At 34.1% G+C, this 23752-nt stretch carries 24 protein-coding genes; 7 read left to right on the forward strand and 17 right to left on the reverse strand.

The window, feature by feature from the left end:
* Window positions 1-77: 77 nt before the first annotated feature.
* The 9 genes from hpf to ACB104_RS03005 all read right to left on the reverse strand — a co-directional run bounded on the left by hpf (window position 78) and on the right by ACB104_RS03005 (window position 8149).
* Window positions 78-380 carry a ribosome hibernation-promoting factor, HPF/YfiA family gene (gene hpf, locus ACB104_RS02965; protein ID WP_370476786.1) on the reverse strand — a complete coding sequence of 101 codons (303 nt, stop codon included), beginning with the start codon at window positions 378-380 and terminating at the stop codon, window positions 78-80.
* Between the two features lie 30 nt (window positions 381-410).
* Window positions 411-1307, reverse strand: a complete 897-nt coding sequence (locus ACB104_RS02970) for a tyrosine-type recombinase/integrase (RefSeq protein WP_370476787.1) — start codon at window positions 1305-1307, stop codon at window positions 411-413.
* Between the two features lie 133 nt (window positions 1308-1440).
* Complete coding sequence (gene rpsU / locus ACB104_RS02975; protein ID WP_370476788.1) at window positions 1441-1635, reverse strand: 30S ribosomal protein S21; 195 nt, start codon at window positions 1633-1635, stop codon at window positions 1441-1443.
* A gap of 85 nt (window positions 1636-1720) precedes the next feature.
* Window positions 1721-2887, reverse strand: coding sequence for an acyl-CoA dehydrogenase family protein (locus ACB104_RS02980; protein ID WP_370476789.1), 1167 nt, complete (start codon window positions 2885-2887; stop codon window positions 1721-1723).
* On the reverse strand, window positions 2884-3768 hold the full coding sequence (locus tag ACB104_RS02985; protein ID WP_370476790.1) for a ComEA family DNA-binding protein: 885 nt from the start codon (window positions 3766-3768) through the stop codon (window positions 2884-2886). The genes ACB104_RS02980 and ACB104_RS02985 overlap by 4 nt, the downstream gene beginning before the upstream one ends.
* A 22-nt stretch (window positions 3769-3790) precedes the next feature.
* Window positions 3791-5413, reverse strand: coding sequence for an alanine/glycine:cation symporter family protein (locus tag ACB104_RS02990; RefSeq protein ID WP_370476791.1), 1623 nt, complete (start codon window positions 5411-5413; stop codon window positions 3791-3793).
* 105 nt (window positions 5414-5518) lie between these two features.
* Window positions 5519-6538: a potassium channel family protein gene (locus ACB104_RS02995; RefSeq protein WP_370476792.1), complete on the reverse strand. Its 1020-nt coding sequence runs from the start codon at window positions 6536-6538 to the stop codon at window positions 5519-5521.
* A gap of 3 nt (window positions 6539-6541) precedes the next feature.
* Window positions 6542-6769, reverse strand: coding sequence for a PspC domain-containing protein (locus ACB104_RS03000; RefSeq protein WP_370476793.1), 228 nt, complete (start codon window positions 6767-6769; stop codon window positions 6542-6544).
* A 102-nt stretch (window positions 6770-6871) separates the two neighbouring features.
* Complete coding sequence (locus tag ACB104_RS03005) at window positions 6872-8149, reverse strand: DUF2851 family protein (RefSeq protein WP_370476794.1); 1278 nt, start codon at window positions 8147-8149, stop codon at window positions 6872-6874.
* A 67-nt stretch (window positions 8150-8216) separates the two neighbouring features.
* Between ACB104_RS03005 and ACB104_RS03010 the strand changes: the two genes are divergently transcribed.
* Complete coding sequence (locus ACB104_RS03010) at window positions 8217-8612, forward strand: DUF2721 domain-containing protein (RefSeq protein ID WP_370476795.1); 396 nt, start codon at window positions 8217-8219, stop codon at window positions 8610-8612.
* On the opposite strand, the gene ACB104_RS03015 is transcribed toward ACB104_RS03010, so the two are convergent.
* Together ACB104_RS03015 and ACB104_RS03020 are read right to left on the reverse strand one after the other, a co-directional pair.
* Window positions 8609-9451: a sterol desaturase family protein gene (locus ACB104_RS03015; RefSeq protein ID WP_370476796.1), complete on the reverse strand. Its 843-nt coding sequence runs from the start codon at window positions 9449-9451 to the stop codon at window positions 8609-8611. The genes ACB104_RS03010 and ACB104_RS03015 overlap by 4 nt on opposite strands.
* 28 nt (window positions 9452-9479) lie before the next feature.
* Window positions 9480-9971: a YkgJ family cysteine cluster protein gene (locus ACB104_RS03020; protein ID WP_370476797.1), complete on the reverse strand. Its 492-nt coding sequence runs from the start codon at window positions 9969-9971 to the stop codon at window positions 9480-9482.
* Between the two features lie 106 nt (window positions 9972-10077).
* Here ACB104_RS03020 and ACB104_RS03025 point away from each other — a divergent pair, with 106 nt between their 5' ends.
* Window positions 10078-10797 (forward strand): class I SAM-dependent methyltransferase, encoded by a 720-nt coding sequence (locus tag ACB104_RS03025; protein WP_370476798.1) that lies wholly within the window; start codon window positions 10078-10080, stop codon window positions 10795-10797.
* Here ACB104_RS03025 and ACB104_RS03030 read toward each other — a convergent pair.
* Both ACB104_RS03030 and ACB104_RS03035 read right to left on the reverse strand, forming a co-directional pair.
* The gene (locus tag ACB104_RS03030; protein ID WP_370476799.1) at window positions 10779-12512 is read right to left on the reverse strand and encodes a TonB-dependent receptor; all 1734 of its coding nucleotides are present in this window, start codon (window positions 12510-12512) and stop codon (window positions 10779-10781) included. The genes ACB104_RS03025 and ACB104_RS03030 overlap by 19 nt on opposite strands.
* 34 nt (window positions 12513-12546) lie before the next feature.
* Window positions 12547-15585, reverse strand: a complete 3039-nt coding sequence (locus ACB104_RS03035; RefSeq protein WP_370476800.1) for a tetratricopeptide repeat protein — start codon at window positions 15583-15585, stop codon at window positions 12547-12549.
* 195 nt (window positions 15586-15780) lie between these two features.
* On the opposite strand from ACB104_RS03035, the gene ACB104_RS03040 reads away from it, so the two are divergent.
* From ACB104_RS03040 to ACB104_RS03060, 5 genes are read left to right on the forward strand one after another with little or no spacing between them, the layout of a single operon-like run.
* Window positions 15781-16464 carry a cell division ATP-binding protein FtsE gene (locus ACB104_RS03040; RefSeq protein WP_370476801.1) on the forward strand — a complete coding sequence of 228 codons (684 nt, stop codon included), beginning with the start codon at window positions 15781-15783 and terminating at the stop codon, window positions 16462-16464.
* A 2-nt stretch (window positions 16465-16466) separates the two neighbouring features.
* Window positions 16467-17204, forward strand: coding sequence for a class I SAM-dependent methyltransferase (locus ACB104_RS03045; RefSeq protein ID WP_370476802.1), 738 nt, complete (start codon window positions 16467-16469; stop codon window positions 17202-17204).
* Window positions 17204-18106 carry a glycosyltransferase family 2 protein gene (locus ACB104_RS03050; RefSeq protein WP_370476803.1) on the forward strand — a complete coding sequence of 301 codons (903 nt, stop codon included), beginning with the start codon at window positions 17204-17206 and terminating at the stop codon, window positions 18104-18106. The genes ACB104_RS03045 and ACB104_RS03050 overlap by 1 nt, the downstream gene beginning before the upstream one ends.
* Entirely contained in the window at window positions 18106-19047 is a 942-nt protein-coding gene (locus ACB104_RS03055) for a glycosyltransferase family 2 protein (RefSeq protein ID WP_370476804.1), read from the forward strand. The genes ACB104_RS03050 and ACB104_RS03055 overlap by 1 nt, the downstream gene beginning before the upstream one ends.
* 1 nt (window position 19048) lies before the next feature.
* On the forward strand, window positions 19049-20002 hold the full coding sequence (locus ACB104_RS03060) for a glycosyltransferase family 2 protein (protein ID WP_370476805.1): 954 nt from the start codon (window positions 19049-19051) through the stop codon (window positions 20000-20002).
* On the opposite strand, the gene ACB104_RS03065 is transcribed toward ACB104_RS03060, so the two are convergent.
* The 4 genes from ACB104_RS03065 to ACB104_RS03080 are packed head-to-tail and all read right to left on the reverse strand — an operon-like array spanning window position 19973 to window position 23749.
* Window positions 19973-20392 (reverse strand): sugar 3,4-ketoisomerase, encoded by a 420-nt coding sequence (locus ACB104_RS03065; protein WP_370476806.1) that lies wholly within the window; start codon window positions 20390-20392, stop codon window positions 19973-19975. The genes ACB104_RS03060 and ACB104_RS03065 overlap by 30 nt on opposite strands.
* Window positions 20389-21672 (reverse strand): O-antigen translocase, encoded by a 1284-nt coding sequence (locus tag ACB104_RS03070; RefSeq protein ID WP_370476807.1) that lies wholly within the window; start codon window positions 21670-21672, stop codon window positions 20389-20391. The genes ACB104_RS03065 and ACB104_RS03070 overlap by 4 nt, the downstream gene beginning before the upstream one ends.
* On the reverse strand, window positions 21669-22772 hold the full coding sequence (locus tag ACB104_RS03075; protein WP_370476808.1) for a DegT/DnrJ/EryC1/StrS family aminotransferase: 1104 nt from the start codon (window positions 22770-22772) through the stop codon (window positions 21669-21671). The genes ACB104_RS03070 and ACB104_RS03075 overlap by 4 nt, the downstream gene beginning before the upstream one ends.
* The gene (locus ACB104_RS03080; protein ID WP_370476809.1) at window positions 22769-23749 is read right to left on the reverse strand and encodes a GNAT family N-acetyltransferase; all 981 of its coding nucleotides are present in this window, start codon (window positions 23747-23749) and stop codon (window positions 22769-22771) included. The genes ACB104_RS03075 and ACB104_RS03080 overlap by 4 nt, the downstream gene beginning before the upstream one ends.
* Window positions 23750-23752 lie beyond the last annotated feature (3 nt).

Below are 23752 nucleotides of genomic sequence, written 5' to 3' on the forward strand. Positions count from 1 at the left end.
AAAAAGCCCGTTATTTCTAACGGACTGCAAATGTATAGATTTTTTATTTTATTCAAAACATTTTTTAAGAAATTTTATTATAAATGCGGCCTTAATTTTTCTTTTCTCTTTTTAAGTTGTCTTTCTAGCGATGCCACCGCCATATCTGTACCTTCTTCAAAGCTTTTGCACTGTTTTTTTACTACAAAACTATCGCCTGGAACACTTACCCTTGCCTCAAAAATTTTATTCTCTTTTTCACTGGTATTTTCTACTTTCAAAAAAACATCAGATTTAATAACCTTGTCATAAAACAAATCCAATTTATCCATTCGCTTTTGGATAAAATTTATCAACTTTTTGTCGGCATTAAAATTCACTGATTGCGTGTTTACTTTCATGTTAATACACTTTTTTGGTTAGACAATATTTTAATAATACTTTTTACTTCTTGGGTGTGCGTTTACATGCACTTTTTTTAATTCTGCTATGCTGTTGTGCGTGTAAACTTGGGTGGAAGCCAAGCTTGAATGTCCGAGAAGTTCTTTAACTGCATTTAAATCGGCACCTTGGTTTAACAAATGGGTTGCGAAAGAGTGCCTAAGAATGTGCGGGCTCTTTTTCACCTTTGAAGATGCCAAACTAAAATAATCATTTATTATTCTGTACACAAGCGTTTCATATAATTTAACGCCTTTTTTCGTTAAAAACAGATAATTGTCATCCGAAATACTTGGCAGGCTAATCCTTTTCTCTAAATATAGATTTCCCGTTTGAACCACAGAATTTAATAACGGAATGATGCGCTCCTTATTTCGTTTGCCCAATACTTTTAGGGTTTTATTTTGTAAATCAATGCTCGACAATTTAAGTTCTATTAATTCAATCCTTCTTATACCAGTGGAATAAAACAATTCTATAAGAAACTTGTTGCGAAGGCTTTCAAAATCGTCATCAAAATTAAAATCTTCCAAAACAGCCTTAATTTCAGATTCCGAAAATGGCACCTGAATCTTTTTACTTGTTTTTAAAGCCCTGTGTTTTGATAAAGGATTTAATTCAATATCGCCAACCTTTAAAAGAAATTTGTAATATGAGTTTAAGGCAGAGATTTTCCTGTTAATACTTCGGTTGGTCAATCCGTTTTCAACCAAGCTAACAATCCAGCTTCTTATTTGTGCGTAGTTAACTGTATTTATGGTGTTGGTATCATATTCGATTTTTACAAAATCTGAAAAATCCCTTAAATCATTTTGATAGGCCTTTACGGTTAAAGCCGAATAGTTTTTTTCCAAAGAAAGATAATCAAGAAACGATTTGAAAGGCATGCGTTATGTTTAGAGTTTAAAGTTAAAAGTTTAAACTTCAAAACGCAACATTTTTTATTCGTAAAAGGCAAACGGAAATTATTGGACAAAAAAAATCCCGCATCAAGCGGGATTTTGATTTATTTGGAGCAGCTTATATATCTTCTGCATCTCTTAGTCTTTGTATGTACTGTGCTTTTTGAATTTGTGCTCTACGTAAAACGGAAGGTTTGCTGAACTGTTTGCGAACTTGTAACTCACGTTTAGCTCCTGTTCTATCGAACTTTCTTTTATAACGCTTTAGCGCTCTATCTATATTCTCTCCTTCTTTAATTGGTATTATTAACATAGTGTCTTAACCTCCTCTCTTTTAGAAATTGTGGGTGCAAATATAAAATTAATTCGCAATTCCTGAATTAAAATTCAAAATTATTTTAGGTCGCAGGCTTATATTCTTTTTTATCAATAATAATTTTGGCAAGTATCTCACGAAGTATCTCTGAGGTTCCACCACCAATAGGGCCTAATCTGCTATCGCGAAAAAGTCGCGCCATAGGATAATCTTCCATATAACCATAGCCACCCAAAAACTGCAAACATTTGTAAACCACCTCATCGGCCATTTTAGTTGATTTAAGTTTAGACATGGTAGCTTCTTTAACCACGTATTCGCCTTTGTTCAACCTGTAAGCCACCGAATAATTGAATGCCTTACATACCTCCATATCTGTATAAAGGTCTGCAATAGTATGCCTTAACGCTTGAAACTTGTTGATGGATGTGCCAAAGGCATGACGCTCTCCCATATATTGCAGGGCATAATCCAAAGCATATTCTGCTCGTGCATGCCCATTAACGCCCATAACCAAACGCTCCAACGAAAAATGCTGCATAATATATGAAAAGCCTTTTCCTTCTTCACCCATCAGGTTTTCAACCGGCACTTTTACATTATCAAAAGCTATTTCACCTGTATCCGATGCACGCCAGCCCAGTTTATCCAATTTGGTTGCTGAAACACCTGCCAAATCCCTATCTAAAACAAAAATGCTAATACCTTTATTGCCTTTATCAGGTGTTGTTTTGGCAGCAACCACTAAATAGTCACTAATCACACCATTCGTTATAAAGGTTTTTGAACCATTTATAATGTAATGGTCTCCTTCTTTAACGGCAGTGGTTCGCATACCTGCAACATCACTCCCTCCAAAAGGTTCGGTAATGCACAGACATCCTATTTTATCACCAGTAATGCTTGGGACTAAATAGTTTTGTTTTATGGCTTCATCGCCTTCAGCATTTAAATGCGTCATAGCCAAATACGCATGGGCCCAAATAGCCGCGGCAAAGCCACCAGAATTTATTTTTTGAAGTTCTTCAAGAAGAATAACGGTGTAGAACAAATCTAACCCCAAACCACCATAGATTTCTGGGTAATTGATACCAAAAAACCCCATATCGCCGAATTTTTTCCAAATAAAACGGTCGATATTTCCTGTTTCCTCCCATTTATCAATATGGGGCACCACCTCTTTATTTAAAAAATCCTGAAGACTTTTTCTAAAAAGATTGTGCTCCTCAGTGAAGTACATACTATTCATTTTTTTTCTTTTTCGAGGTGCAAATATAATTCAATTATCTTTATTTTAGCTGAAGGAAAGTTCTTTACTTTTTTTAATTCGTCAATGGATTGAAATCCTTCACGCAATTTGCGCTGTTCAACAATTTCATTGGCCAAGTTGTAATCAATATGTGGAATGGTTACCAATTGATCAACGGTAGCTGTATTTAGGTCTATTTTTTTTATTGGGCTGGGTTTCTGAACGGTGAATTGTTCCATGATTTTCTCAATAACCTCAGGTGTTAAACCATAAACATCTTGAAGCTGTGCATCACCCACAAATCCACCTCCGAGTTTGTTCCTGAATTTTACAATGCGCTTTGAAAGCACTTCACCAATACCATTAACTTTTTGAAGTTGTTGGGCCGTTGCCGTGTTTAAATCTCCCTTTTGAGCAAAGGTTTTTGGAACATTATTATAACTGAAACTAGGATTTGAACTTGTAGGTTTAGAATTTATTACCCAATCTGGAAACTTAAAATATGGTGAAATGGCATCAAGCAATGAATCGGACACTTTGGTGACTTCTTGAAACTGCTCAACCGAGTTAATCCATTTATTTTGTTTTCTAAAATCCAACAATCTATCAATTTCCTCATTGCTCATCCCTAAAGTTGAACCTTTGAAATCGGTAATGTAATTGGGGTTAAAGGGAAATATCTTTGGGGTGTTCTGTTCCAGTTGAACTTGGCGCAGTGAATCGATTTCTTTGGCGTATTTTGATAATGCTTCCTCATCAACAATAATCTTTTCCGAATCAAAATCAACAAAAAAATAAACACATTGTAGAATGACAATGAGTGCAAATAATAATAAAATCCCATTCCGCTGTTCTTTAGAAAACGTGAAATGGGATTTCATAAAATCTATTTAGTTTAGTTAATTACATGTGCTTGGTTAGGTCTTCTGCACCTTCATCCAAAGCATCATGTTTTACGTTGATTGCGTTCATGTATTTCTTAAGTTCCCGACTGATTATTGGAGATAAGACGACTACACCTATAATATTGGGCACAACCATGGCAAAAATCATGGCGTCGGAAAAATCAATCACAGCACCGAGGCTGATGGATGAGCCAACCACTACAAAAAACAGAAACAATATTTTATAAACCAAATCGCTTATTTTTCCTTTACCAAATAAAAACACCCAACCTTGCATACCATAATAGGACCATGAGATCATGGTTGAAAAGGCAAATAATATTACCGCCACGGTTAACACAATAGAGAAATGCGGAATTACACTATCAAAGGCAGTGGCAGTTAACTCAACGCCTTCTTTAATTGGTACGCCATACTCCATAAAGCTACCATCAAAATTCGTAATTACAATTACCAAGGCAGTCATGGTACAAATTACAACGGTATCAACAAAAGGTTCTAAAAGCGCCACAATACCTTCACTTGCTGGATATTTTGTACGTACCGCAGAGTGCGCAATTGCGGCACTACCAACACCTGCTTCATTTGAAAACGCCCCTCTTCTAATACCTTGAATCATAACACCAACAAGTCCACCAGCAATACCCAAACCAGAAAATGCTCCTTCAATTATCAAAGCAAAAGCATCATCAATTAGATGCCAATTAAATCCTAGAATTATAAGCGCAGCCAGCACATAAACACCTGCCATAAAAGGCACTATTTTTTCGGTTACAGAGGCAATTCGTTTTATTCCACCAATAATTACAATAGCTACGATTATAGCCATAACAATTCCAAAATACATTCCAGCGTTTCCGCTTTCAAAATTAAAAAGCTTAATAAATTGAGCAGCAGCTTGGTTAGCTTGGAACATATTGCCTCCTCCAAATGAACCTCCAATAACAAAAACAGCGAACACAACAGCCAACACTTTACCAAGCCCTTTCATGCCTTTTTCGCCGAAACCTTTAGATAAATAATACATGGGACCACCATACACGGTACCATCTTCGCCAACATCTCTATATTTTACACCCAGAGTACATTCAGCAAACTTTGATGCCATGCCCAAAAGACCGGCAAGAATCATCCAGAATGTTGCTCCCGGCCCACCTATTGATAAGGCAACGGCCACACCTGCAATATTTCCCAAACCAACTGTTGCCGATAATGCAGCGGTTAAAGCCTGAAAATGCGATACCTCTCCGTGGGCACTATCGTCCCTTAAAGTCTCGATGATATTATGGTCAACATTATCGGTTGGATCTCCGTACAAGGTATCGGCTCCGTGTTTTTCAATATCTTCATATTTACCTTGTACCACACGTAAAGCTGTCCTGAATCCAGTTACATTAATGAACCTGAAATATATTGTAAAGAAAATTGCTCCTCCAATCAACACAATTAAAACCCATGGAATTTGATATTCTTCTGAAAAAGGAATTTCATAAAAGATGGCATCAACAAACCAACCTGTGTAATCCTTGAAAACCCGGTCGATTTTTTCGGAAGTTGTTTCTTGAGCAAATGTTAGAAATGGTAAAATTACTGTGAAAATTGAAAGAAGATATTTCTTCATAAGGTAAGTTTTATTTAATTTTTTTGAAATATTCGAATTAAAAAGCAGCAATATGCTAAAAAAAAACGGTTTTCTCAAACTAAGGCCGATAAAATCGAGGATTCTTTAATCGATATCGTACTCAGAATTCAATGCTTCTATTTGTTCGGGTCTTCCCAAAACAATAATCTTAGAATTTGCGGCCAACCTTAATTCTGCCTCAGGATTTACAATATATTCGCCATTTTCATCCTTATAGCCTATTACCGTACAACCTGTTTTTCGGCGTAAGTCTAAATCTTTAATGGTTCTTTCCCGCTTAGTATTGAACAATTTTTCAACGGCCACTTCTTCAATATTAATATTTGATTTGCCTACGATAGAAAGGTTATCAATAAATTCCATTAAACCCGGAACCACAACCAGAGAGGCCATATGGTCTCCTCCAATTTTATCGGGCAGAATAACGTTGTTGGCTCCAGCAAACTTTAGTTTGTCATAAGATGACTCACTTGAAGCACGACTTATAATGTTTATTTTAGAATTTAGTTGCCTGGCCGAAAGCACAACAAACAAATTATCGGCATCATTTGGTAGCGCCGATATAAAACAAGATGCCCGATTTACCCCTGCCAAGTTCAAAACCTCATCTTCATTGGCATTACCTATCACATAAGGCACCCTATCCATTTGAAGGCGTTCTTCAATATCCTTATTTTTCTCAATAATGACAAACTGTTTATTGTGTGCACTAAGTTTTCTAGCAGCTTGTTTGCCGTTACGTCCGTAACCACAAATAACTACATGGTTTTTAAAACTATCTATCTTCTTTTGCATTTTTTTGTGCTTTAATTCTTCAATATTGTTTTTACTCAAAATATATTCTGTAATAATAGATAAGGCATAACCAACAATAACCACACTCGCCAAAATTAAAAATATGGTGAAAATTTTTGATGTATCATCCAATGCAACTACCTCGCCAAAACCAACAGTGGTCATGGTTATAACCGTCATATAAATGGCATCTACCCAAGAATACCCCGAAATGATTTTATAACCGGCAATACCTATAAGCAAAATAACAACCAGCAAAAATACTGCTGTATAAATTTTGGTTCTAAAAAATCGGATAAGTGGATTCATGGATTATAGATCGAAAACTGAGGAGCGCTTGGTATAAACTAAGTCTTTGATACGCATCCAAAAAGCCAAAAAGAGATAGAGCGCAAACCCAAAACCCAAAGTAACAAAAGTTAAGTACATAAAAGATGTTCTTACGACTTTTGCCCTAATTCCCAACCTGTCGGCAATACGTTGGCAAACGTAATAACCGTGCTTTTGAAAAAACAACAAAGGTTTGTAAATACTATTCATACCTGCAATTTAATTATAAAATTAATATTATTTAAGCTTTTAAGTTTCCTATTTCTGGGTTAATCATATTTCTATGATTTTAATAATTTTTGAATATCCATTTTAAATATTTCTAGATAATAATGTATTGCCAATAGCACATTGCGAACATTTGTCAGTATCGCAATAAGTTGTTTTTAACTGAATCATTGCCTGAGATTCTAGAGATGTTTTAGAAACTTTTTTCAAATTATTGAATGCATCAACAATGCTATTCTTTTCTGAACTTAAAGATGTGGCTAAGTTTAGAATGTGATCCTCAACATCTTTACCTTGATGCTTTGCGTAGCAAAATGTAATTGGAATAACCGTATTTATTAGTAATAAACCTATAAAAGATTTTGAAAGCCTTTTTTCTGAAGGTTTTGACTCCTTTTGAAACGTATAATGGGTTTTCCAAAACTTAGAAGTTGATACTTTGAAAAGCCCGTAAAAATCTTCCAATTTATTGGTCTCAACCACTTTTGAAAATAAATTTTGATGCAGATGGTATAAACTTGCCAATTGTGACAACCGTATGGTCGGGAAATTTGGCGGACGCAACCTAAAAAACTGTATGGGCAATACTTGAGAATTATTCAATTGGAATTTCTGCATTAAAAAGGTGTATTCTTGTTTCAGTTTTTTGAAATAAGCTCCTTCCAAATCTTCATCCAGCAAACAAGCTTGCCCAAGCAAAAGCGCCTCTAAATTACTTTGCTCTGTTCTTGTTTTTCTAATAATTGAAAAATCAATGGAATTGGCCAAACTAAAAAACGATTCACCATTAACTTTGAGTCCGAAATTCTTTGCCAACATTTTAAAAAGCACTGCCTCCCAATCATTTTTTGAATCTATTAAAAGCGCTTCAATATCCTTAGATTTTCGTTCCAAACGCTCAAAAAACAAACGCTCCAACCAATTGTTCAACATAAAATCATCAACTGTAAAAAAATCATTTTCACAATTAATCCATTTGCTTGTTTTGGAAAATAGTTTTTCATAGTTATTCAAAATGGGAGTGTCTATTAAACCCTTCAGTTGCAAAGTTGGTATTGGCGTGTTGTTCTTTCTAAAAACGTCCATATCGTGCTCCCAAACCACATGCAAAATCACGTTGTCATAGGCCTTATCGGTTTCGTGGTTGTGCAAAAACCAATCTGATGACTTTACATGAATTTCAACATTCCCAGCCCAAAGTTGCTCACCTATTTTCATTTGGGCATTAAAAAAATCAGGGCCAGAATCAAGATTATGTTGCCCGAAAGAAGTAATAAAAATGCTTTCGCTCGCTGTAGTTTGTAAACTTTCCGTTGAAAATTTTTTATGTTTCCAGATATAATGTAGAAAGTCCTCGCGCATGCCACTAAAATAGAAAAATATTGGGCTTTTTTATTTGAACTTATATAAATTTGAAGAAACTTTTTTGATGGAACAACTCACCTTAACCACACCGGCTCTTTTGTTTTCTGCCATCTCGTTGATTATGTTGGCATACACCAACCGATTTATTGCCTATGCGGCAGTTATTCGGGATTTGCATGACAAATATTTGAAGAAAAAGGACGAACGTTTAATCAAACAGATACGTAACTTAAAACAACGCCTTTACTTAACCCGAAGCATGCAAATTGCGGGCATTAGCAGCTTACTTTTGTGCGTATTGACCATGTTTTTAATTTATGTAGAACAGCACCTTGTTGCGGTTTGGGTATTCGGGTTGGCACTTATTTTATTGATTTTTTCGTTGGCATTATTAATCAAGGAAATCCAAATTTCAGTGAAAGCTTTGGAACATCATATTAGCGATATAGAAAACGGTTAATCCAGCTTCTCTTCTACCGAAGTAGGTTTTCTATATTTTTGAAAAGGTTGTTTCAACAAATCGATGATGTTACTATTTTCCTTTTCATCGGGAAATACATCAACTCCATAAATAATCCTATCAGTATCTAGTTTCATGTACGTTCCAAAAAACCTATCCCAAATCGAGAAAATATTACCGTAGTTACTATCAGTATATGGCATTTTATAATGATGGTGCACTTTGTGCATATCTGGTGAAACAATAATATAACTAATCCAGTTATCCACTTTTTTTGGCAGCTTTATATTGGCATGGCTAAACTGTGTGGCTATAACAGAAAGCGTTTGATATAACATTACCAGTGCTATTGGAGTTCCAACGGCCAAAACACCAAAAAGAGTAAATAAAAATCGAATGACACTTTCTATGGGATGATGCCTGTTTGCCGTTGTGGTGTCAACTTTATGATCTGTATGATGTACCAAATGCACCATCCAAAGAGGTTTTATCTTGTGTCCGACTAAATGCGGTAAATATGCACCAAAAAAATCCAGAAAAAACACACCCAAAAAAGTATACAGCCATAGGGACATTTCTGGTAGCCAATTGATTATACCGAAATAATTATCAACAACCCAATCGGAAGATTTCACCAATAAAATAGCCAATGGAAAATTGACAATCATTAAGGTTAAATTGAAAAATAAATTAGGGATGGCATGCTTCCATTTGTTGTATTTAAAGTAAAAGAGAGGAATGCCACTCTCAATAAGCCAAAATATGGTTAATCCTCCTGCAATTATTAAGGCTCTGTGCGGCGAAGGAATATGTTCAAAATAATTTAAGATAGTTTCCAAAAACCAAGAAATTTAAACCTAAATATAATCATTTTATTCTTTGCTTCATAGCCTCTACAATATTAAAAGTAGCCGGACAAATGGCTACGTTTTTTAATGTAAGATTTGAAATCTGCTGAAACTTTTTTCGGTCGGTATGCGGAAATTCACGACAAGCTTTTGGGCGCACTTCATAAATGGAGCAATAATTGTCGTTGCCCAAAAATGCACAAGGCACACTTTGCAACACATAATCGTTATCTTCGTCAATACGCAAATACTGCTCGATAAATTGTTGTGGTTTCAACTTAAAATGTTTGGCTATGCGTTCAATATCCTTGCCGGTAAATAGCGGCCCCGTGGTTTTGCAGCAATTGGCACATTTAAGGCAATCTGTTCGTTCAAACTCTTCTTCATGCAATTCTTGCATTACATAATCCAAGTTTTTTGGTGGTTTCTTTTTTAGCTTCGCAAAGAATTTCTTGTTTTCGTTATGCTTATCTTTGGCGAGCTCAGGCAGTTGGTTAATAAAGTCTTGCATAGGGTAAATTTAGACATTTAGATTTGTTAGACCTTTTAGAACATCTGGATTTTTAAATCACGAATCTAAAACTTTTAATCTGCTACATTTAATTGCAATTTTTACAATGAAAGACCTTTTCGGAAAAGCCTTATTGGATTACCATAATGGAGATTATACCGAGGACATTATTACCTCAACCAATATTTCTGATGAAGATGAATTGCCTCTACCGTATTTATTCAGGTCGTTTTCTGAAATGCCCAAAATTGAACAAAAAGCCTTAAAGCTTTGCAAAGGTAAAATCTTGGATGTTGGTTGCGGTGCTGGTAACCACAGTTTGTATTTACAACAAAAGGGACTTAAGGCTAAAGCTATAGACATCTCAAAAGGTGCCATTGAAGTTGCGAAAAAACGAGGTGTTTTATATGCTGAAATTAAAAACATTTTGGAAGAAACCGAAACTTTTGATACCATTTTGTTACTTATGAATGGAACAGGTATTTTTCAGGAAACAACTCAAGTTTCAAAATACTTAAAACACTTGAAAAGTTTACTAAAACCTAATGGGCAGGTTTTAATTGACTCATCTGACATCAAATACATGTATGAAGATGATGATGGTGGCTATTGGATGGACATGAACGCCAATTATTATGGCGAACTCGATTATTTTTTAAGCTACAAAGGTAAAAACGAAACACCCATGAAATGGCTATACCTCGATTTCGACACTTTAAAATTGATATCTGAAACCATTGGTTTAAAATGTGAATTGGTTTTGAAGGGGGAACATTTTGACTATCTGGCTAAACTTTCATTCCTCCATCAGAAATCAAACTTATAAGTTGCTCCTGCAAAAAACTGAATGCTCTGCACTGGGAAATTTTGCCATTTCTGATAGGCTTTATCTGTAATATTGTTCACCTTTCCAAAAATTGAAAACTGCTCGTTAACGTGGTAACCCACATGCGCATTGGCATCAAAATAACTATCAAGAACGGTAGGTACATTTGCTTCTGGTGTTAATGAGCCTTCCATTTCCAAAATATCTTTGCGCTCGCCCACATAATATAAATTGGCTCCAGCAAACCATTTTTCATCTATTTGATAATCCAAAAACAAAGACCCTTTAACATCGGGCAAGTTCCAAGGTTCAGCTTCATCATTGGTATTATAAGTAAAATACTCAGCCTTTAAGCCTAATGTGAAATTTCTATTAACATCGACATTTATTTCACCTGCTGCACTAAACGCATCCACGTTATCGTAAACTATTCCGAATGAATTTCCGTAGTCATAACCAAGTTCTGGAGTTAAATTTCTAACCACATTAGTTTTATAAAGCGCCCTGTTTCTATCCGAAATATAACGGCCACTAATATTATAGCTCATATTACTGGACAGCTTTCCATTTAATCCCACAAAGGCATTATAAAGTCGGTCGTTTGGCATTACAAATAAGGTTGGGGAAACAAACGGATTCTCATTGGCAAAGCCGTAATATGAATTTTGAATCAAGTCACCTTGAATGCCCCCATAAGCAATCAACACATCGTTAACCAAACGGTATGAAGCCGTAAAATTTGGATAAATATAAAATTTACTTTTACCTGATTCTTTGTCGCTTAAATAGAATAACGACACGCCCAAATTAACGGTTAAATCGTCTTGTTTTAACTCATATGATGGCGAAACCCCAATTTGGAAATTGCCATAGCTCAACTCTTCATCTGTAAAATAATTTCTATCGAAACTTCCTCCTAAATAGTCGATGATTAAATCGGTTGAAATCTCTTCGCCGTTAATGGGTACATCAACGGTTGATTGAATTTTTAAGCGATTTTCTCCAGAACCCTGGTTATCTCCAAAACGTCTAAAAAAGAAGTTTCCTGAATTAATGTAGGTGTCTTCAAAAGAAATATCACCGCCAAAATGCGCTTCGTAAAATGAATGTCCAACATCAATATTATCATTAAGGGCTTGAGTAATCTGAGATTCTGGCACCCCATACCAATTGTACATTTGATGCTGAAAACCTGCTTCTACATTCCAAGACAAATCCCTCAACCTACTGGCATAATTTAAGTTGATTTTTGAATTGGAAAAGCTATCCGCAAAAGAAACTCCTTCTATATCACCTCCTGAAGAATGGTGGCTAACATAACCTCCAACACTTTCGTTTCGGTTAATGGCATGGTTTAGATACACCTCACCCAAAATAGTGGTATAACTTCCCAGGCCCATAGTAGCATAATTGTCATATAACTTTTCAGGAGCTTGTTTTTCAACAGTGGCGGCCTTTCCTTTTGCAGGCGTAAATGTTGATGCTACTGGAAATGAAAAAATATTGTACTTAATTTCTTTTTTCGTTTCGGTGGTTTCATCATCCAAAGACGGTGTTTCCTTTACCTTAAAGGCATCTGAAATCGTCGGTGTATAAGGCTTTACCACATCAATAACACCTGTATTTATGGTATCGTTTCGCCTGTTTTGGGAGCGTGTACTCACGGTGATTAATACAACTCCCACTACCATTATGTTTTTTATGTGCTTTCGCATATATTTATTTTTCGTTTTATATGATTGATGAATTTTAATCTTCTGGTTGAATAGATGAATTTGTTTTGGCTTCCTCAGCTTTAATTTTGCTTAATTCAGTTTTAGCCTCGCTGACCACATCATCAAATTCCGCAAAATTTTGAATGACACTTTCTAAAATGTAAGTGGCCTGAAAGGCATCATTCAAAGCATAAAAATTCTTAGCCATGAGCACCAGCCCTTTTGCACTGTAATATTTGTAACCTGAAAAATCTTTTGCCAGTTTTTGTACCGAATTGTTTGAAGCTTCGTATTGTCCGTCCTTATTTTTAAAATAAGCGTTATAATATAATGCTTCGGCAGCGGTTTCACCTGTTGCTACATTTTCTACTTGTGCATAGGCCTTTTTTGCCTTGGTTTCATCACCAGTTTTCATTGCAGACCGTGCAATGATGATATAGGCATCGCCTTTAATTTTATTGTCTACTTTCGAACTGGCCAATACTTTTTCAGCATACGAAACGGCATCAACGAAATTTTCCAATTGGTAGTGAGCCTTCATCATATTAGATTGCGCAAAAATGACATTCTGTGGAAAGTTAGCCTCCTGTTCCAGTCGCTTCAACAACGGCATGGCTTGGTTCCAGCTTTTCTTCTCTAAATAAAATTGTGATAATCGAGTTAAAGCCTCTTCGGTAAATTCATTTTGGGAAACTTCTACAACATACTTGTAATGCGGTGCTGCATTTTCGCTTAAGTTCTTTTTGTAATACAACTGCGCCACATAAAAATGTGCTTGCAAAGTGTGCAATCCGTTCGGGAATTCATTTAAATAGTCATTAAATTGCGATATGGCCTTATCGCTGTTGTTATCCAAATACTGCTTTTCTGCAGCCTCGTATGTGGCATTATCCAATTCTTTGTCGGTAACCTCAACATAATCCAAAGTTTTTACCCATTTGGCATAATCGTTAACACGACCTAAATCGATATAAATTAAACGGGCTGTTGAAACCGCTTGAACCGCCTCAGGGGTATTCGGATAATCGGCTGCTACTTTTTTAAATTTTGTTAAAGCACGCTCATTTTCGCTGCCATTGTAATACACCAACCCTTCTCGTAACAAAGCTTTTGGCACAAACGAGCTCATACTATATTCGCTTATCAACTGGTCGTAAGCTCGCATCGCTTTATCTGTTTCATTTGCTTTTACAAAGGAATTACCCAATTCGTACAAAGCATCATCACGTAATTTTGATTTTGGGTATTGCGACACAAATTGCTCCAATTCCTTTATTTTTTTTGAAGATTCCCCTGTATATCCAACACTCATCGCTTTTTGAAATGCCGGATAATCAGAATCTATTTCGTTTAATTTTATGGCTTTTTCATAAGCTGAAATGGCACTTTGGTATTCACTTGACACAAAATGCGCATCACCCAAACGCAAATAAGCATCATTCAATCTAACCTTATCATCTTTCTTTTTGAAAATGAATTGATTGAAATGCTCCGTAGCCTTCCCATAATTTTTCAATTTGAAATAAGTATATGCCAAATTGTAATCCAGATTTTCCATTTCTGGCGTTGACGACGATTTTGTTTGCTGCTGAAACTGCTTAAGACCAATTAAGGCATCATCATAATTGGTTAAATTATAATCGGTTTCGGCTTTCCAAAAGGTTGCCCGAGCGGTGTATACGGGGTCTTGTTGTTCGGTTAAAGAGGCATCAAAAAGTGATGCAGCTTCAAGAAAATTGCCTTCATTATAAAGTTCCAAACCTCTATAAAAAGCCACTTTTTGATAGGCTACTTTGTTTTCATAACTCTTTTTATCTTTCAACAAACTCAAAGCTTCCTTGTAATTTTTTGAAGTAATGTACGAGTCGATTAAAAGTGTTTCAATTTCTTCCTTGTAACTCGTCTCAGGATATTTTTCCAAATAACCAGTCAAAACCTGCGGTGCCGATTGATACGGATTACCAATTTCATAACTGATTTTTGCATAGTTTAACCACGCATCTTCCTGGATTTTTAAATCGAAATCCATTTGCGAGGCATTTCTAAAAGCATTCAATGCCTCTTGTTTTTTATCAAGGTGCACGTAACTTTCACCCAAGTGGTAATAGGCATTTTGGGCAATGGCATTGGTTCCACCAACTATTTTATTGAATTCTGATATGGCCTTTTCATAATCCTTCTGTTTGTAATAGGCATAGCCCAATTGGTAATAATCGGTGTTGTTCCATTTTCCCGTTCTATCACTGGGTCCTTTCTTTCCTTTGTATTCGGTTAAATACGGAATAGCTTCGCCATACAGTCCTAAATTGAAATAGCTCTCACCTATAATTTTTGAAAGTTCCGAAACTTCATTGGCATCACTTTTATCCAACTGTGCTTTTGCCAGTTCAATAGCCTTTTTAAAATTCCCTAATTTGAAATTCAAATCGGCTTGGTAATACGACAGTTTTTCTTTGTAGCGTTCTTGGTCGCTAACTTGTTCAAAATAGGCATTGGCCTGATCATAATCGTCACCTTCATAAGCCATAAAACCAATATAATATTTAGCCTGTGAGCCATACTCTTGGGAATTTTCAACGCGACTCAAATATTTTTTGGCATCTTTATATTGCTTTGTTGTAAAGGCTGTATAGCCATTGTTAAAATAAAATTTTTCGCGCTCTTTTCTTCCCAAGGCATTTTCATCAACTTTGTCATACCACTTTCTGGCGTATGCATATTTTCCATTGGTGAAATAACAATCAGCAACATCTACAAAAGCAGTATTTCTTTTGGTACTTGTTGGATAATCTTTTACAAAATCCTCAACCAATTGATCAGCGTTTTGCTGGTTTAATCGCACCGCACAATTGGCAACATAATAGGAGCAATCGGATTGCAATACTTCTTCGTCTGCGGTTTTTTTAATGTTCCCAAACAAAGACTGTGCAGCACGATATTGTTGATTATTATATAGCGATAACGCCTTTTGGTATTCTACCAAATTACTGGTGTAAGTGGCTGATTGCTGTGCTAAGATTTGTAGACTAAAATTAAACGCCAACAACAGCGAAACCATATTTTTTATAGTCATTAAAGTTCGTTTTTAATTTGATGATCAAAGATAATTTAAACTCAAAGTTATAACGCAACAATCGTGCTAGAATTATAAACCAACTTATTAATAGTAAATTTACTTGGAAAAATAAAGGAAAGTTTTAATCGTTAGTTTTTAAGATTTTACTTTTTTAGTGATATTTTTACAGCACCGAAAACTTCAATTTAATTTATGGCAAATCCAATTTTACAATTAAAGGACGCATCAATTTTTCAAGGTGAAAGCCTTGTGCTCTCCAACGTTAATGTTGAAGTTAACAAAGGTGATTTCGTGTATCTAATTGGAAAAACCGGAACGGGAAAAAGTAGTTTTATGAAGACCCTTTATGGCGATTTACCCCTTAAGGAAGGCGAAGGCCGTATTGTTGATTTCGATTTGAAAACACTAACCGATAAAGAAATTCCTTTTTTAAGACGAAAATTAGGGGTTGTTTTTCAAGATTTCAAATTATTGATAGACAGAACAGTTAATGATAATTTGCTTTTTGTGCTAAAAGCCACTGGTTGGAAAGACAAAGAAAAAATGGACACACGTGTTGAAGAAGTATTGGCAAAAGTTGACATGAAAACCAAAGGTTTTAAATATCCACACGAGCTTTCCGGTGGTGAACAACAGCGAGTTGCCATTGCAAGGGCTCTATTAAACAATCCTGAACTTATTTTGGCCGATGAGCCCACTGGAAATTTAGACCCTCAAACCAGTGTTGAAGTTATGGAAGTTTTGCAGGAAATCAATAAAAATGGCAATACCATACTCATGGCCACTCACGATTATGCGCTACTTCTAAAATATCCCAGCAAAACCCTACGGTGTGACGAAAATCAAGTTTATGAAGTGGTGCAACGGAAAGGTTAAAAATGTATAGTCATATAAAAAGAAGCATAAAAACTATAATACCAAAAAAATTCCTCTTTAATAACGAGCTTTTATTTAGAAATGTTTTTGGTCTGTTTTATAAAGGAAGCACCCATCATTGTAATATTTGTGCTAAAGATTTAAGAACGTTTATTTTCTTAAAAAATAAAGATTTACTTTGCCCATTTTGTGGCAGTTTATCAAGAAACCGAAGATTGTGGAAAATTTTAAATGATAACAAAGCCTTACACGGAAACCTATTGCACTTTTCACCATCGAGAAGTTTGTTCAGAAAACTCAAGAAGACAAAAAGCATTAATTATTTCAGTTCAGATTTTGAAAATGAATTTATTGCTGATTACCATTTTGACATTACAGCAATAGACCAAGAAAGCAATAAATTTGATACAATTATTTGCTATCACATTTTAGAACACGTTGTTGACGACAAAAAAGCCATGGGTGAGCTTTACAGGGTCTTAAAACCCAACGGTTCAATTTATATCCAAACACCATTTAAAAATGGAGATATTTATGAAGATTACTCTATAAAATCACCCGAAGAACGCACCAAACATTTTGGCCAACACGACCATATTAGAATTTATTCGGTTATTGGATTAAAATCAAGATTGGAAAACACAGGTTTTAGGGTTATAATTAAAACTTTTGAAAAAGAGCAAATTGATTTCAAAAATGGTTTTGTTTCACCTGAAACTGTATTAATTGCAACAAAATAATGCTTTCAATTTTAATACCAACATATAATTGTAACATTGTTTCTTTAGTTAAAGAATTATACAAACAAGCCAAGGTTTGTAACATTGATTTTGAAATTATTTGTTTAGACGATGCTTCTACAAATGTTGAAATAAGTGAGGCAAACAAGAAAATAAATACTTTGCAAAACTGTTTATTTCAAATTCTTAAATCCAATATTGGACGAAGCAAAATAAGAAACTTGTTGGCAAATCAAGCTAATTTTCAATGGTTGCTTTTTTTGGATGCCGATGTTATGCCTGTTAATAATTCGTTTATTGAAACCTACATAAATTCGATAAATTACCAATCTGAAGTTATTTATGGTGGCATTTTATACGAAAATACCCCACCTGCGGAGAATCAAATGCTGCGTTGGAAGTATGGAAAAAAGCGCGAAGCCCTATCTAAAGAAAAACGAAATTTAAAACCATATTTGCGTTTTTTAACTTTAAGTTTTTTAATTCATAAAAATGTGTTTAAAAAAGTTTCTTTTAATGAGGATATCCCAAATTTAAGACATGAAGACACTCTATTTGCCTTAGAATTACAGCGTAAAAAGGTAAATGTATCACATATTAACAATCCTGTATATCATTTAGGATTGGAAACCAGCCAACAGTTTTTGCTTAAATCATTACAATCTATGGAGGCATTATCTCTATTCATTGACCAAGGTTTAATTTCGTACAATGATACATTAATCTCAAAAATTTATTTTTACATTAGAAAGATTTATTTACACCATTTGTTAAAATACTTTTTTGTAAATAAATTATTGAGAGTGTATTTTGAAAATCAATTGCTTTCCAAAAACCCATCTCTGTTTCTCTTTGATCTATACCGACTTGGTTATTTTTGTTCTTTAAAAACACATAAATAATGCCTTTTTTTTCAGTAGTCATACCACTATTCAACAAGGAACAATATATAAAAGACACCATAGGCAGTGTTTTGAGTCAAACGTTTACAGATTATGAAATAATTGTGGTTAATGATGGTAGCACTGATAATAGCTTAAACAAAGTTAAAAACATAAAAGATGGCCGTATTAAAGTTTTTGAAAACGAAAAAAACCTCGGCCTTTCAGCTACTAGAAACAGAGGTGTTCTTCACGCAAAAGGAAAGGTAATAGCATTACTTGATGCCGATGATATTTGGATGCCTAATTATCTTGAAAGTATAAAAATGCTTTACAACAAGTTCCCTGAGGCAAGCATATATGGCACAGACTATTTAGAAATATATGAATTGGGAAACACTTTAGAACCTGAGAAGAACTTATCAAAAACCTTAAAAAACAAATCGTTTGTAATAGACGACTTTTTTAAGGCAAACATGTACCAATGTATTTTTTGCCCAAGTTCGATGGCTTTTAAAAAAAATATGGTTGATGAGGCAGATGTTTTTAATCCTAAAATAACCTTTGCAGAAGACATTGATTTTTATATAAAATATGGTTCTAAATTTAAAACCGCTTATTATTTTAAAGCCCTTTTAGAAAAAAACTTCAATGTTCCTCGTCAAATGACCAGAAACGGTATTTCTGAAAAGGAAATCCCAAACCTAGATTATTATGAAAATTGGACAAATGGCAATGATTCACTAAAAAGATACCTTGATCTTTACAGGTACATTTTTGCCTACCAATATAAAATAGAAAACAACACCAAAAAGATGAAAACCATCTTAAAAAACATTAACTACAATAATCTTTCAATAAAGCAACAACTTCTATTAAAAGGCCCCAGATTTATTATTATCATATTAAACAGAATTAAACTTTTACTTTTGAAAAACAACATAAGAGTTTCGTCATTTTAATATGAATTCCAAACCGTTACTTTCCGTCCACCTTTTAACTTATAATTGCGAAAATTATATTGAAGAAACATTGCAATCTATTTTAAGGCAAAAAACTTCGTTCGACTTTGAAATTATAATTGGAGATGATAACTCTACCGACAATACGCCAAATATCTTAAACCAGTACGCCCAGCAATATCCAAACCTTATTGATTACAGGCAAAATATTACTCAGCTCGGTATTCTAAAAAACTTTAAAACAACTCTAGATAGGTGTAGAGGTGATTATGTTTTTGATATTGCTGGAGACGATTATTTAAAACAAGACTACGCTCTTCAAAAAATGGTTGATGTCATTAAAAAAAATCCATCCCTTGGTTTTATTGATAGTGGGTACGACAAACTATTTACCACAACTAGTAAAGTCATCGCATTTGATAACGATTCTCAAATAAAGAGCAGTAAAGAGTATTATAAGCATTTAGTTTTGACAGGTCAAATATATCCCGTAGGGATTTGCTATAACCGAGTTCATCTTTTAAATTTTGTCGATTTTAATACATATTTGGAAATGAATATCACTATTGAAGATTACCCTATACTTGTTGATTTGGTTATGAACACCGATTTTGATAGGGTTGATGAATCTTTGCATGTATATAGAATACATACTGATTCTTATAGCAACCAAAAGGATTTTAAATTACAGTTAAGCTTAAACAAGCAAATGCTAAATTTGGTAAAATTCTTTTCGAAAAAATACAATTTTCTTCCAAAGGTTATGGAAGATTATGAAAAATATTCAAACAAAAGCAAACTGCATTTGGCAGGATATTTTGGAGATAAAGTACTTGGTAAGGCTATGTTTAAATCATTGAAAGGAAGCAGAACGTGTTTTGATTTTTTCAATTATTTGTCCAGTCAGTTTTTGCTTTTCAGAAAACTACAATTCGTTTTTAGAAAGATAAAGTAGATACTCTTCAAAGTTGCAAATATAATCCTCTTCTTTATAAACGTCTGATGCAACTACCAAGCAAACAGCTCCAGATGAGAAATTTTCCAACTCTCTCCATACACATGGTGTAATCAGTAATCCCCGAGATGGATTGTTTAAGGTAACCTTTTCTGTTTTTTCTCCTATTTTTATTATTACGTCAAAACTACCGCTCAACGCGACTAAAAACTGACTCAGTTCCTTATGCGCATGCCCACCCCTACTCGAACCACTAGGAACATCGAATAAGTAGTAGACCCGCTTAGTTTCGAAAGGCACAACTTCTTTTTCAATAACGGCCAAATTACCTCTTGGGTCATGAATTATAGGAATATTTAAAACCTCTATTTTTTTTGTTTTTAACTTCATTTTACTTTTCTTTTTATAAAAGCATACCTAACAGACAGCACAATAATTAACAAATATAATAGGTAACGTACAAAATGAGCAAATACTATGCCCTCAACACCATTTTTTTCTATATAATAAACCCCTAGAAAATATAATATAATATACGAAACAAACTCTGTCAATATAAACAACCTCCATTCATTTCTTGCTACTAACTGATAAGCCATTACTACTGCTATAATTTTTACAAAATCGCCGATTAACTGCCACTTAAAAAGTATTTCCATAGGCAAAAATTCATCTGAGAACAAAGTCTTAATGACAAAACCCTTACATAAATAAATCACAATAAACATGACCAAAAATATTGGTAAAATTATTTTATAGATGTTAATCAGCTCAAATTTGTATTCGGTAAAACCATCTATTTTCGCATATTTTGGCAATATGTAAAGTGTGTAAATACCCGCCATAAAAGATAAATAATAGGTTGACAAACTAGAAATAGCAGTCCAATACCCTGCTTCTTTAGTAGAAAGTTTTTCAATTAGATAATTTCTTAGCTCTATGTCAACAAAATTGTTCAAAGCAACTGCCACAAAAGACATAATCATAAACCCCACTAATCTAGACCTAAAAAGCTTATTAAATTCTATTCTATTTTTAAACAATAAAAGAATTTCTTTCTTGCCAAGAAGAGCCAAGGCTAACAACTGCAAAATAGGAGTTAGTGTAATTGCAAGTAAAACCCCTGATAACCGATAGTTGATTACCAATAACAAAACCAACACTACCGATAAAGCACTAGAAACAAAAGATATTAAGGTTGCTTTTTTATAATTTGACTTACCACTAATAATACTAAAACACAAGTTATAAACTGCTATAAAGGGCAATAAAAAAGACAATATGATAAATAAATAACTGTAATTTGGCGTGCTAAATAGATAGTTACTCCAAAACTTAGAACCAAAAAACAGCACAAAAAAAACCAAAATGCTTCCAACAATACTAAAAGCCATTGAGGTGCCATATAGTTTGTTCAGCAATCGACTTTTGTTTTCATATTTTGATTGATAACTTAAAAGACCTTGGTCTACACCCGACGTCACTCCTAAACCTAAAAATGCAAGAGCATTTTTTAAATTACCAGCTAAGGCCATGCCTTCAGGGCCTAAAAAAACGGCCACTATCTTTTGGGTAAAAACAACTAAAAGCGATTTTCCAACCACTCCTAAGGAATTTACCGAAAACAGTTTTATTAGAAATAAATTTTTATGATGTTTTAAAAATTTCAACTAAACTTATTTATTGCAGATACAATTTTACTCATTTCATTTTGACTTAGCGTCACATAAATCGGCAAACTTAAAATCTCGTTATGGAGCCTCTCTGTTACAGGAAGTTTTAAAGGACTGAGTTCTTTAAATGCCTTCTGTTTGTGAATGGGTTTAGGATAATGAATTAAAGTTTCTATTTCATTTTTATACAGATAATTCTTTAGATTGTCTCGTTTTTCGTGCCTTATAACATATTGATGAAAAACATGAGATTCCAAATTATTGGAATCAGGAAGGATTATATGTTCCGTTTTTATAGCATCAAGATAAAATTTAGCAATTTCTTGACGCTTTTTATTGTCTTCATCCAAATACTTCAATTTCACCCTCAAAAAGGATGCTTGGAGTTCATCTAGCCTACAATTATATCCTTTAAAATCATATATATTTCTTGTTGTTTGCCCATAGTTTCTCAATTTCCTTATTACAACTTCTAAATCATCGCTGTTTGTAGTTATTGCACCACCATCTCCAAGTGCTCCAAGGTTTTTTGTTGGGTAAAAACTAAAAGCCGCTGCATGCGAGACATTGCCAGTCCTGCGTCCATCAATATATTTAGCTCCGTGGGCTTGGGCAGCATCTTCAATAAGCAACAAATGGTGCTTTTTGCATATTTCCTCTAAACGCGCAACATCAAATAAATTGCCATATAGATGAACCCCTAAAATAGCTTTTGTTTTTGGAGACAAAAAGTTTTCTACTAAACTTGAATCGATATTTAGACTTTTTATATCAGGCTCTACCAAAATTGGTTTTAACCCGCAATGGCTTATGGCCAAAACAGAAGCAATATAGGTATTGGCTGGTACCAATATCTCGTCGCCTTTTTTAAGTTTACCAAGAATTTTAAAGGCTTCAAAAATTAGTTTAAGTGCATCAAGACCATTGCTAACACCAATACAATGGTTTGTTCCACAATACTTAGCAAACTCAGATTCAAATTTTGAAACTTGCTCTCCTAAAACATAGTTCCCTGAATTCAAGAACGATTCAAATTGGTTTTGAAACTCTTCTTGAAAACGCCCATTTACTTTTTGAAGACCTAAAAACTTTATCATAAAAATACATTATCTAGAAGATAGCAGTTATCGACATTAATTTTATAAAAATCGTGAGAAACTGAACGCCCCCCGAAACTTTCCTTCCAGGCCTGCAAACCTCCATTTACAAAACGACCCTCTTTTTCGTTTGATATACCAAAATCAAAAAATTTCTTGTCTTGATATGCTTTATTAATAAGAAAGTCAAAAATAATGTCAAGCCCTCCCTCTGAAACTTTTTTATTATCTTTTGAAATATATTGGGCATGCGCCACATTTTTTGTTTCAAAAACAGTAACCCCAGCCACAATACTACCGTCTATATATGCATTAAATTGCTTGATGTTATTTGGAAATTTATTTTTTAGCAATTCAATTTCATCTAACGAATGTACAGGAGATACGCCATACTTTGCTTTCAAATTAGGCGTTAAAATTAAATTCCAAAAGTCATTAAAATCTTTGGCCTCTTTAACAACAATGCCTTTAGCTATTGCCTTATTTAAATTTCTTAGCCTGTTTGATGATTTTAAATTGAGTTGGACAGTTTGATCAATAGTAGTTGTAATGTCTCTTCTAAACAATTGAGCATTCAGTTTAAAAAGTATATAGTCAATTTCGTCACTGGGCAATTTATTGTATATTTTTGGAAGTAGTTTTAAAGACAATGTTTTAACCCCAAAATCTTTTAAAAAATTTAACATCGCTTGAAAAGCATTTAAGGTATCACTAAAAGAAACTTTCTTACTTAAAACAAAACCTCCGTATGACAACCCATTGTGTGAAAAAACATTATCATCTAACTTATTTGCAGGCAATATAGAAACTAGCTTTTCGTTTTTGAAAATCAATAATGAAAAATCCTGAAATCGGTCAATATGGTATTCCATAAAATCCCGATGAAATAAAAATGTAGCGTTTTTGGATTCTTCAACAAATTGATTCCATTCATTATAAAATTGCGATGTATATTTTACAACCTTATACTCACCCATACT

Source organism: Tamlana flava (assembly GCF_041287255.1).
GTDB classification, from domain to species: domain Bacteria; phylum Bacteroidota; class Bacteroidia; order Flavobacteriales; family Flavobacteriaceae; genus Tamlana; species Tamlana flava.